The 345-nt window shown below is 44.9% G+C and carries 1 rRNA gene; it reads right to left on the bottom strand.

Going from position 1 to position 345, the window contains the following annotated elements:
- Positions 1–230: 230 nt before the first annotated feature.
- A 16S ribosomal RNA gene (locus tag F0185_RS34195) occupies positions 231–345 on the bottom strand; the annotation flags it as partial.

Below are 345 nucleotides of genomic sequence, written 5' to 3'. Positions count from 1 at the left end.
GTTGCTTTGTTTTGATACATACAATCACTACCCATCGAACCGTCTGTCGACGATTCGATTAAAACTTTACTTCTTCCAGATTGTTAAAGAACGAAACAGCTTTTAATCCCTGAAAGATCAAACCTAAGCATCGATGCTTACGTTTGCGCTTTCAAACGCTGTTCTTCTAAATTGACAGTCGATAAGTGTGGACGCTTAATGAATTGGCTCTATAGCCAGTGCAACTCTAGAAAGGAGGTGATCCAGCCGCACCTTCCGATACGGCTACCTTGTTACGACTTCACCCCAGTCACGAATCCTACCGTGGTAAGCGCCCCCCTTGCGGTTAAGCTACCTACTTCTGGT

The sequence above is a fragment of the Massilia rubra genome (assembly GCF_011682065.1).
Lineage (GTDB): Bacteria > Pseudomonadota > Gammaproteobacteria > Burkholderiales > Burkholderiaceae_D > Telluria_A > Telluria_A rubra.
The sequence above is the reverse complement of the archived record's forward strand: the minus strand, read 5'-3'. Positions and strand labels throughout refer to the sequence as shown.